The sequence below is a fragment of the Rhodopila globiformis genome, from assembly GCF_002937115.1.
Classification (GTDB): Bacteria; Pseudomonadota; Alphaproteobacteria; order Acetobacterales; family Acetobacteraceae; genus Rhodopila; species Rhodopila globiformis.
Genome location: NZ_NHRY01000065.1, coordinates 24,102 through 35,042, shown reverse-complemented (window position 1 = coordinate 35,042; position 10,941 = coordinate 24,102). Strand labels below are relative to the sequence as shown.

Here is a 10,941-nt window from a genome sequence, read left to right as displayed (position 1 = left end):
TCGAGGCCTTCATCGCCTACTTCAACCGCACCCTCGCCAAGCCGTTCAAGTGGACCATGACCGGCAAGCCGCTCGCTGCGTGAGCGGCCGTCGAAATGGGGTTCGTTCTTCCGGCGAGGTGTACTAGCGGGTGCAGCGCTTCTTTGCCGCCCTGGTCGGCCGGCGGTGGCTGGTGCTGGTGCTGGCGCTCGCCATGATCGTCGCCGGCTGGTTCAACCTGCAACAACTGGCGATCGACGCGGTGCCGGATATCTCGCCGAAGCAGGTGCTGGTGCTGACCGAGGCACGCGGGCTGGGGCCGCTGGAGGTCGAGCGCCTGGTCACCTTCCCGATCGAAACGCAGATGGTTGGCCTGCCACTGCTGAAAAATATAAGGTCGAAATCCCGGTTCGGGATTTCCGCCGTGTACCTGACGTTCCGGGACTCGGCCGACGTGCAGATCGCGCGCGCCGAAGTGGCCGAGAGGCTGCCGCAGGCGAAGGCGCTGATGCCGCCGGGCGTGGGCACCCCGCAGGAGGGGCCGTTCGCCACCGGGCTGGGGGAAATCCTGGAGTTCCGGCTGCGCGGGCCGGGCTATACGCAGATGCAGCTCTACCAGTTGCTGAAGTGGAAGCTGGTGCCGCAGATCCAGCTGGTGCCGGGGATCGTCAACGTCGACATCTACGGCGGCAAGCTGCAGACGTTCCAGGTAGAGGTCTCGCCGCAGCGGATGGAGGCGGAAGGGGTCACCCTGCCCGCGCTGTTCCACGCGATCGAGTCGAACAACGAGACCCGCGGCGGCGCCTATATCGAACGCGGCGACGAGCAGGAGATCGTGCGCGGGCTCGCCCTGGCGGAGAGCAAGGCCGACATCGCCGCCATCGAAATCAGGACGACGCCGGATGGCGTGCCGATCACGGTCGGCGATGTCGCCGATGTTCGGATGGCGCCGCAGGTGCAGATCGGCGCGGTCACGCATGACGGCGAGGGGCAGACGATCGTCGGCGTCGCCGAGATGCAGTACGGGCTGAATACCAGCGACGTGCTGCCCCGGGTGAAGGCCAAGCTGGCGGACCTGCGGTCGCAACTGCCGCCTGGCGTGAAGATCGACACGTTCTACGACCGCTCGCAACTGATCCAGCGGTCGATCCACACAGTGGCGCACAACCTGATCGAGGGGGCGTTGCTGGTGATCGTCATCCTGCTGGTCATGCTGGGCAGCTTCCGCGCCGGGCTGATCGTGGCCGCCGTGATCCCCCTGTCGATGATGATCGCCTTCGCCGGCATGCGGGCGTTCGGCATCCCCGGCAACCTGCTGAGCCTCGGCGCGATCGACTTCGGGCTGGTGGTGGATGGCGCCGTGGTGATGGTGGAGAACGTGCTGCGCCAACAATCCGCGACCAGGGAAAAGGATCAGGCGGACCCGCCGAAGATCGTGCCGAAGGCCGCGGCGGAGGTGGCGCGGCCGGTGATCTTCTCGGTCGTCATCATCCTGATCGTCTACCTGCCGGTGTTGTCGTTGCAGGACGTCGAGGGGAAGGAATTCCACCCGATGGCGCTGACGGTCATGATGGCGCTGACCGGGGCGCTGGCGATGACGATGGTGGTGATCCCGGCGCTCGCCGCCACCTTCCTGAGCGCCACGCCGGCCGATCGGGATGCGCTGGCGGTGCGGTGGGCGCGGAAGGCCTACACGCCGGTGCTGCGCCGGGCGACGGATCACCCATGGATCACGTTCGGCATCGCGGGCGCGCTGTTTGCCGGGGCGGTGTTCCTGGCGGGCCAGTTGGGCGGCGAGTTCATCCCGACGCTGCAGGAAGGGGCGATCGTCGTCACCTCGAACAAGCTGCCCAGCATCAACCTGACGGCGTCGCTCCGCACGGTGACACAGATCGAGGAGGTGATCCGCAGCTTCCCCGACGTGGAGACGGTCGTCTCCCAGACCGGCAGCGCGGCGGTGCCGACCGACCCGATGGGGGTGCAGAGCACGGACAGCTACGTGATCCTGAAGCCGCCGGACCAGTGGACGACGGCGCCGACCCAGCAGGGCATCCGGGCGGCGATGGAGAAGAAGCTGAAGGCCGCGATCCCCGGGGTGAACTGGGAGTTCTCGCAGCCGATCCGGATGCGCATGGACGACCTGCTGCAAGGCGCCCGCACTCCCGTCGTGCTGAGCATCTTCGGCCCGGACATCGGCGAGCTGCGGTCGCTGGGGAACAAGGCGGCGCAAATCCTGCAGTCGATCAAGGGGGCGGCGGACGTGCAGCCGGAATATCCCGGTGTGCTGCCCGCGGTGACGATCGCGATCGACCGGCAACGCCTGGCGCGCTACGGGATCAGCGCGGCGGACGCGCTGTCGGTGGTGCGCGCCATCGGCGATGCCACCGTGGGCACGGTGTACGGCCAGAACGACGAGCAGACGCCGATCCAGGTGCGGCTGGCGCCGGATGCGCGGCAGAACGTCCCGGAGATCGCGGCGCTGCCGGTGGGACTATGGAACGGCGCGCCGGTGGCGCTGTCGGACGTCGCGAAGATCGGCATCTCGGCTGGGCCGCCGCAGGTGCTGCGGGACCAGTTGAAGCGGGAGCAGATCATCGACATCAACGTGCAGGGCCGGGACGTCAACAGCTTCGTGACCGAGGCGCAGCGCAAGGTGCCGAAGGAACTGCATTTGCCCTCGGGCTACAGCCTGCAATGGTCCGGGCAGTTCCAGAACCTGCGCAGCGCCTCGGCGCGGCTGATGCTGGTGGTGCCGATGGCGATGGCGGTGATCTTCCTGCTGCTCTACCTGAACTTCAACAGCCTGCGCCAGGCGGCGCTGATCTTCCTGAACGTGCCGATGGCGGCGACCGGCGGGATCGTGGCGCTGACCGTGCGCGGCATGCCGTTCAGCGTGACGGCGGCCATCGGCTTTATCTCGGTGTTCGGGGTGGCGATCCTGGATGGCGTCGTGCTGGTCAGCTACATCAACGAGGAACGCGACACCGGGAACCAGGGGCGCGATGCGGCACGGGAGGCGGCGGAGAAGCGGCTGCGGCCGGTGCTGACGACGGCGCTGGTGGCCTCGATCGGCTTCGTGCCGATGGCGGTTTCCACCAGCGTGGGAGCGGCGGTGCAGCGGCCTCTGGCCACGGTCGTCATCGGCGGGCTGATCACGGCGACGCTGCTGACTCTGCTGGTGCTGCCAGCGATGTATCCGGTGGTGGGGGAGATGCGGATGCCGGATACCGGGCGGATGTGGCGGCGGTCGCGCAGGGTGATGAGTGGCTGGATCGGCCGCCCATAGCAGTGCGTGCAACCTGAAGACGACAGGAGACACTCCTGTGAAAATGCGGTCCCACGGGCGCCAATGGCAGGGCGAAGCCCGGTCGTCTTCCTATCGTCATGGCCAACTATGACGGTAAGGCAACGGGCCTCTCGCCCATTTTCCGCCGTCGTGGTGCCGGCGCGGCCTTCAGGCGCGCATCGCCTTGGCGAACAGGGTCGTGTTGTAGCGCAGCATATCCAGGTAGGTCGGCGCCGGACCGTCCGGCGGTGACAGCGCGTCGGAATAGACCGTGCCGCCCAGCGTGGCTCCGGTTTCCTCGGCCAGCATGCGGGCCATCCGGTCGCTGGTCATCGACTCGATGAACACGGCATGCACGTGCTCCCGCCTGATCTGCGCCACCAGCGCGGCGATCGCCCGGGCCGAGGGTTCGGACTCCGTGCTGATGCCCTCGGCCGCCAGGAATTCGATGCCGTAGCGGGCGCCGTAGTAGCCGAACGCTTCGTGCGTCGTGATGATCCGCCGCCGCGCCTGCGGGATCGGCGCCAGCGTCGCCGTGATCCAGTTGTCCATGTCGGCGATCCGGGCGGCATAGCGGGCGGCATTGGCGCGGTAGGACGCCGCGTTGGCCGGATCGACCGTGGCCAGGCCGCCGGTGATCGCCTGCACGTAGAGGATCGCGTTGCGCGGGTCCTGCCAGGCATGCGGGTCCGTGGCGACGGCACCGCCGGCCTGGACCATGGTCCGCGGCGTGACCTTCTCGGTGGCGGTGACGATAGTGCCCTTGAAGCCGGCGGCCTCGGTCAGGCGCACCATCCAGCCCTCCAGGCCCAGGCCGTTCTGCACCAGCAGGCGGGCGGCCATCAGGGTGCGCAGGTCCTTCGGCCGCGGGCTGAAGACATGCGCGTCCTCGTTCGGGCCGACCAGCGGCGTGACCGAAACCGCGTCGCCGCCGATCTGGCGGACCATGTCGGCCAGGATGGAGAAACTGGCCACCACCGGCACGGGCTCGGCGGCCGGGGCGGCGAACGGGGCCAGGGCCGCGAGACCCAGCGAGGCGATGACGGTGCGGCGGCGCATGACGTCTCCTGGCAATGTTATATCATAACGTGTACCCGCGCCGGCGGATGCACGCAAGTTCGGTTGACGAATCAGGGGATTCTCTGCGCATTCATCCTATGGACGAGTTCCCACCCGAAACGCTTGCCCTTCCGTCGGGTCCGGCGCGCGTGGAATGGCGTCGCAGTGCCCGCGCCCGCCGCGTGTCGCTGCGGATCGACCCGACCGGTGGCGTGGTGATCGTCACCCTGCCGCTGCGCGCCTCCCGCAAGGCCGGCATGGCGCTGCTGATGGGGCACGCCGACTGGGTCGCCAACCGCCTGGCGGCGCTGCCCGACGTGGTGCAGTTCGTCGATGGCGCGGTCGTCCCCATCGGCGGGGAGCCGCACCGCATCCGTCATGCCCCCGCGGCGCGGGCCGGCACCTGCCTGCGGGACCGGGAACTGCACGTCAGCGGCGCGGCCGAGTTCCTGTCGCGCCGGGTGCGCGACTTCCTGCGGCAGGAGGCGCGGCGGCGCCTGACCGCCCTGGTGATGGCCAAGGCCGGCACGATCGGCATCCTGCCGAGCCGGCTGACGCTGAAGGACACCAAGAGCCGCTGGGGCAGCTGCGCCCCCGACCGCTCGCTGGCGCTGAGCTGGCGGCTGGTGATGGCGCCGCCCTTCGTGCAGGATTACGTCGTGGCGCACGAGGTCGCGCATCTGCGCCACATGAACCACGGCCCGCAGTTCTGGGCCCTGGTCGATGAGCTGACTCCGCACGCCAAGGCGGCAATCCCCTGGCTGAAGGCCGAGGGCGCGCGGCTGCTGCGGATTGGCTGAGGCGGTCGGTTCGGCATCCGGATGGCGCAGGCCGAGGCGCCGGACGTTCCGGACTCGCTGCCCGCGGGTGCCATTGCCGATCGGCAGGTCGTAATGGGCGGGCCTTAGCGGTTCCTTGTTTCGACTGGCCGCTGCTTGCGTCCTCCCGCGGGCCGGATCGCGTCGCCAACGTCAGGCCCGGCCGGGCGTCGCGATGCGCCTGTCCGATGACCGGTTCGCTGTTGCGGCGGGTGGCAGCAAGTCCATTTCACCGGCCACCCGATCAGGTTATCCTGCCGGCTGGAGGGTTCCATGGGTGTGGTTCAGGTCAGGCTGCCGGAAGAGCTTGAAGCAGCGATTGATCGCCGGATCGCCGAAGGACGGATCGCCAGCAGCGCCGAATTCCTGGTGGAAGCCGCACGGCGATACGCCGCCGATCTTGACCTTGACGACGAGATTGTCACCGAGGCCGAAGCGGGCATTGCCGAAGCCGAAGCCGGGCGCTGATGGCTGATCCGGGCCTGCATCAAATGGCGACACAGGCTGCACAAATCCCGGGATCACCGCCCGCCGACGACCTTCCGCGCGAACAGGTCGTCGATTTCCGCCGCCGAGTAGCCATGCTCGGCCAGCACCTCGCGGGTATGCTCGCCCAGCGTCGGCGCATGGGCACGCCGTGTGCCGCTGACGAACGGCGGCAGTCCGGGGATGTTCGGCATCGGCACCGGCTCCGGCACGCCGGGCTGGTCCAGCCAGGACATGATGCCGGTGGCGGCAACCTGTTCCTCCTGGAGAAATTCCTCGTAGCTGTTGACCCGGCCATTCATGATGCCGTTCGCGGTCAGCCGCTCCGACAGCCACGCCGTGGTCTTCGTCGCCAGGACCGGCCGCAGCACCGTGTAGAGCTCGTCGAGGTTCTCGGCGCGGGCGGCATGGGTGGCGAAGCGCGGGTCGTGCAGCAGGCCCATCTGGTCGATCGCCTCGCAGAACGGCTGCCAGTCGCGCGGGCGCACCATGGTGACGTTGACCTGTCCGTCCGCGGTGTTGAACACGCCGTTCGGCATGCTGGTGCGCTGCGTCGTGCCGCGCTCCAGGTGGTGCGCCATCAGCCGGATCACCGAAAGCAGCGCGCCGCCCTGCATCAGGCTGAGTTCGAGGTAGCGGCCCTTCTTCTCCGCCTGCTCGCGTCGTACATACAGGGACGTGGCGATCGCCTGGAACCCCAGCAGGCCGGAGAACATGTCGATCAGCGAGATGGCGATGCGGTGCGGATGCCCGTCGTGCTCGCCTTTGTTCTCGGTGACGATGCCGATGAAGGCCTGCAGCACCGGGTCCATCGCCGGCCGCGCCGCCAGCGGCCCGGTCTGCCCGAAGCCGGAGATCGCGTAGTAGATGATCCCCGGCTCCCGCGCGCTGACCGCGTCGTAGCCGAAGCCGTAGCGCTGGATGGTGCCGGGGCGGAACCCCTCGATGAACACGTCGGCGCCCTTGATCAGGCGCCACAGGATCGCCTTGCCTTCCGGCGTCTTCAGGTCGACCGCGAGGCTGCGCTTGCCCAGCGTGCCGTACAGCGAGAATGCCGAATGGTCCTCATAAGTGCGGCCCAGGATCCGCGACCAGTCGCCGCCGTGATGCGGCGTTTCCACCTTGATGACGTCCGCGCCGTGCTGCGCCAGCATCATCGCGCAGGACGGCCCGGCCACACCGCCGCTCAGGTCGATCACTTTCAAACCGGCGAAGGCGTTGTCGTAGTCCATGCGTCCCCCCATTCATCCGCGCCGGATGATAAGGGGGGATCGGTTGGAAAGGCTACCCCCGGGTAGCACCCCCAGTCGCACCGGGGCGCAACTGCCCCGTCGTCATGGGAGCCGAAGGGCCACCATTCACGCCGTTGCCTGTATCAGCACCGTAAGGCGTGGATAGTGGGCCTTCGCCCACCATGACGGTGATAGTGGGCCTTCGCCCACCATGACGGTGTAGCAACACCCATGCCCCTGATCCCGCTATCGCAACGCCAATGCCAGCTTGTCCGGGCCATGACGCTGGAAAAACGTGCTCGCCCGGCAGCGCCGGCGTCGCAATCGGCGGCGGAGCGGGAAACCCCCGCGGCTATACCCCACGGCTATACCCCTGCGGCCACGTGCGCCGACGCCAGCAGCGCATTGATCCGGTCGACAAGCTGCGGTCCCGCCACCGGCTTGCGCAGCAGCGTGAACGCGCCGGTCACCGCCCCGCCGATCGCCAGCGCCGCGCCGCCGCCGGCGTATCCGGTCAGCAGCACCGCCGGCAGGTCGGGACGCTGCTCCTGCGCCTTGCGGATCAGCGTCACCCCGTCCATGCCCGGCATCGTCAGGTCGGAGACGATCACGTCCGTCCGCTCGGCCGCGGCCAGGGCGGCCATCGCCTCCGGCCCGCTTGTGGCCTGCGTTACGCGGTAGCCGGCGTCATCCAGCGACGCGGCGAGCACCTCGCGGACGATCGGGTCGTCGTCGACCAGCAGCACGCGCGGCCGCCGCGGGCCGGCCGCCGCCTCCGGGGCGGGCGCGGGCGCCAGGGCGGGGCCGGTGGACGCCTGCGGCAGCCAGAGCACGATGCGGGTGCCCTGTCCCACGACGCTGTCGATGAACAGGCCGCCGCCGCTCTGCTCGACAAAGCCTTTGGCCATGGCCAGCCCCAGGCCGGTGCCCTGCCCGGTGCCTTTCGTTGTGAAGAACGGCTCGGTCACCCGCGCCAGCACCGCTTCGTCCATGCCGCTGCCGGTGTCGGCCACGGCAATCCGGATGTACCGCCCCGGCCGCAGGCTGACGGCATGCGGCGGCGCGTCGCCTATGACCTCGGCGGCGGCGCTCATGGTCAGGGTGCCGCCGGAGGGCATGGCGTCCCGCGCGTTCGTCGCCAGGTTGACCAGCACGGTTTCAAGCTGCCCGCGGTCCGCCAGCAGCGGCGGCAGCCCGGGCGGAACATCGACCGCGCAGGTGACCGAACCGCCCAGCGTGTGCGTCAGCACCTCCGCCATGTCGCGCAGCAGCCGGCCGGCATCCAGGCTTTCCGCCCGCAGGTCGCCGCGGCGCGAAAAGGCCAGCAGGCGGCTGGTGATCGCCGCGCCGCGCCGGGCGGCATCCAGGATCATCCGCGCATACCGCGCCACGCGCTCGGGATCGTTCGGGCGACCCTCGACCAGCGTGGCGCCGCCGGTCACCGCCTGCAGGACATTGTTGAAATCGTGCGCGATCCCGCCGGCGATCTGACCCAGCGCCTGCATCCGCTCGGCATGCGCCGCGCGCTGCTGGGCGTCCTGGCGGGCGGCGATTTCCGCCTGGACGCGCTGCTCCAGCCGGGCGTTGGCCTGCTGCTGCAGGTCGATCAGGCGCTTCTCGGCGTCGATGTCCTGCAGGATGGCCAGGGCTTCCTGCACCTGCCCGTTCTCCCAGCGCAGCGGCAGGGCGCCGACGCTGATCCAGGTCTCCTTGCCGTCTTCGCCGCGATAGAGGAACTCGACGCCCGGCAGCACGGTTTCGCCGCGCAGCGCCCGCTGGACCGGATAGTCCGCCGACGCCATGCGGCGGCCGTCCGGATGGCAGGCAACCCACCGCTCCGCCTTCGCCCGATCCAGCGACGGAACGGTCGACCCGACCAGGCTCTGCATGATCGGGTTGCTCAGCATCAGGCCGCCGGACCGGTCGACGATCCCGACGCCGATGGGCAGTGCCTCGATGATGTCGGCAAGCCGGCTTCGCTCGGTTTCCAGCATGGCGATCAGCCGGTCGCGGGCCATTTCCGCTTCGTACCGGGCGGTGACGTCCATGTTGATGCCGACCATGCGGATGGCGTGGCCGTCGGGGCCGCGGACGACCTGGCTACGGCTGAGCAGGCGGCGCAGCGATCCGTCCGGCAGGACAACATTGTACTCAACGGCGCAGGCATAGCCCGGCGTGACGATCGCAGTCCGCAGTTCCCCCAACGCCCGCGGCAAATCGGCCGGATGCACGGTACGCTGCCAGTCCTGTGGCGTCAGCCCGCCGGGCCGCGGCTCCAGGCCATGCAGGTACCAGTTGTGATCGCTCCAGGTGAGAGCGCCGCTGACGATGTCCCAGTCCCAGATGCCCAGGCTGGCACCCTGCCGCGCCAGTTCCAGCCGTTCCTCGTTGATGCGCAGCCCGGCCTCGGCCTTGCGCAGGTCGGTCACGTCCATCTGGTTGAGCAGCACCACGGTCCGCCCCGACACCACCAGCGGACCCGCGGCGACCAGCAGGTCGCGCGGTCCCTTGCGGCCGGTGAGTTGCGTTTCATAGCGCAGGGTCTGGCCGGCGGCGACGGCCCGGCAGGTTTCCCGGATCTCCTCCACGGTGCGGCTGAGGCGGAACTCGGTGATCCGGCAGTGGCGGAAGTCCTCGACCGAGTAGCCGACGATGGCGGCGGCGGCTTCGTTGGCGTCGATGATCTCGGTGGTGTCCGGATCCAGCAGGATGGTGCCGCTGGACGAGCGCTCGAACAGCGCGCGGAAACGCTGCTCGCTTTCCGCCAGGGCGCGGGCGGACTCGCGCCGCTCGGCGGAAGCGGCCAGCAGCGCGCGGGCGACGGTGTCGGTTTCCGGCAGGCCGGTCGACGGTGGCAGCAGCCCATCGGCGGCGATCTGCCGCAGGCGCTCGATCGGCCGGGTGATGTGGCGGGCGGCGAGGCGGGCCAGGATCAGCGCCGCCGCCAGCACCGCCAGGCCGGCGAGGGCGATATGGACCATCGCCGCGCGCATCGGCGCGAACAGCACATCCTCGGGCGCGCCGGCCGCCACCGACCAGCCGAACGGCGCGATGCGGGTGAACGCCACGAGCACCGGCGTGCCTTCCAGGGTGCGAGCCACCGAAAGGCCGTCGGGGCTGGCCTGCATGGCCGCCCACAATCCTGACACGACGCGGGAGCCGATGAAGCGTCCGGCCGGATCGGGCACCCGGGCGACGACGACGCCGGATGCGTCGATCACCGTCGCGATGGTGCGCGGCGGCAGGTGCTGGCCCTCGATCAGCGCCGCCAGCGCGGCCGGCGGCAGCCGCATGGAAAGGTCGTAGGCCACCCTGGCACCGTCGAACACCGGCACGGCCACGCTGAAGCCGGCCTGGCCGGGTTCGTCCCCGCCATGCAGGCCGGTCACCAGCGGACGGCCCGTGACGAACAGGCGGGCGACGTCCTCCGGCCGCGCCGCGGCGGCGTGGGCGGGTTTGCCGTACAGGCGGATCGGCCCGGCATCGGGTCCCGACAGGCCGAGCCGCGTGCCCGGCGGCTGGCTGGCCAGGAACGCCTCGGCCTGGGCGTCGAAGCGGGCGAGGCCGCCCGGCTGCAGGGCCGGCGACGTGGCCAGCGCCTCCAGCGCCACGATGCGCGACTGGATGTCACGTTCCACCGCCACGGCGAGTCCGCGTGCGGTGGTTTGCAGACTTTCGGAAGCCTGCTGCCGTTGCGCCAGATAATTCCAGTACTCGCGGGCCATGCCCAGGCCAACCAGCGGCAGGATGCTGGCAACGACCAGCAGCAACAGCCGGGACCGCAGCGAGACGGCGGGGCGACCCAGGGCACACAGCGCCTCGGCCGGAGGCGGGCCGGATATCGAGACGCCAGGTTCCTGGTCCTGTCGGGTCAGTTCGATCCCCTGTGCAGGTTGCATGCCGGTGACCGCGACGTGGTTGCGGCGGCCGGTCCCATTCTGCGACCGCACTTAACCACGCGGCGTGCCCGCAGGGGGCTCCCTCTTGTATCACAGTTTCGTGAAACTGCTTTTCGGTGCAACCATTGCGCAGTGGTACGCTGATGGGGATCGTTTGCGGGAGGGGGGTGAAACCCTGCGCC

6 protein-coding genes are annotated in these 10,941 nt (G+C 69.6%); 3 read left to right on the top strand and 3 right to left on the bottom strand.

The genetic code is table 11. From position 1 onward, the window contains the following. The first annotated feature begins 130 nt into the window (after positions 1–130). The gene (locus tag CCS01_RS06435) at positions 131–3,265 is read left to right on the top strand and encodes an efflux RND transporter permease subunit (RefSeq protein WP_104518004.1); all 3,135 of its coding nucleotides are present in this window, start codon (positions 131–133) and stop codon (positions 3,263–3,265) included. Positions 3,266–3,433: 168 nt separating this feature from the next. Here CCS01_RS06435 and CCS01_RS06430 read toward each other — a convergent pair whose 3' ends face one another. After that, entirely contained in the window at positions 3,434–4,324 is an 891-nt protein-coding gene (locus CCS01_RS06430) for a metal ABC transporter solute-binding protein, Zn/Mn family (protein WP_104518003.1), read from the bottom strand. Positions 4,325–4,473: 149 nt separating this feature from the next. Here CCS01_RS06430 and CCS01_RS06425 point away from each other — a divergent pair, with 149 nt between their 5' ends. Next, positions 4,474–5,124: a M48 family metallopeptidase gene (locus CCS01_RS06425; RefSeq protein ID WP_239992024.1), complete on the top strand. Its 651-nt coding sequence runs from the start codon at positions 4,474–4,476 to the stop codon at positions 5,122–5,124. A 291-nt stretch (positions 5,125–5,415) separates the two neighbouring features. Then, positions 5,416–5,610, top strand: a complete 195-nt coding sequence (locus CCS01_RS06420; RefSeq protein WP_104518001.1) for a ribbon-helix-helix domain-containing protein — start codon at positions 5,416–5,418, stop codon at positions 5,608–5,610. Between the two features lie 53 nt (positions 5,611–5,663). Here the strand turns inward: CCS01_RS06420 and CCS01_RS06415 are convergent, their stop codons facing one another. Then, positions 5,664–6,860: a CaiB/BaiF CoA transferase family protein gene (locus CCS01_RS06415; protein ID WP_158258258.1), complete on the bottom strand. Its 1,197-nt coding sequence runs from the start codon at positions 6,858–6,860 to the stop codon at positions 5,664–5,666. A 365-nt stretch (positions 6,861–7,225) separates the two neighbouring features. Beyond that, complete coding sequence (locus CCS01_RS06410; RefSeq protein ID WP_146101588.1) at positions 7,226–10,759, bottom strand: response regulator; 3,534 nt, start codon at positions 10,757–10,759, stop codon at positions 7,226–7,228. Positions 10,760–10,941 lie beyond the last annotated feature (182 nt).

Excerpts from the sequence above, each read along its gene's own strand:
- CCS01_RS06430 (WP_104518003.1), bottom strand. The coding sequence starts at position 4,324 with ATGCGCCGCCGCACCGTCATCGCCTCGCTGGGTCTCGCGGCCCTGGCC.
- CCS01_RS06420 (WP_104518001.1), top strand. The coding sequence starts at position 5,416 with ATGGGTGTGGTTCAGGTCAGGCTGCCGGAAGAGCTTGAAGCAGCGATT.
- CCS01_RS06415 (WP_158258258.1), bottom strand. The coding sequence starts at position 6,860 with ATGGACTACGACAACGCCTTCGCCGGTTTGAAAGTGATCGACCTGAGC.
- CCS01_RS06410 (WP_146101588.1), bottom strand. The coding sequence starts at position 10,759 with ATGCAACCTGCACAGGGGATCGAACTGACCCGACAGGACCAGGAACCT.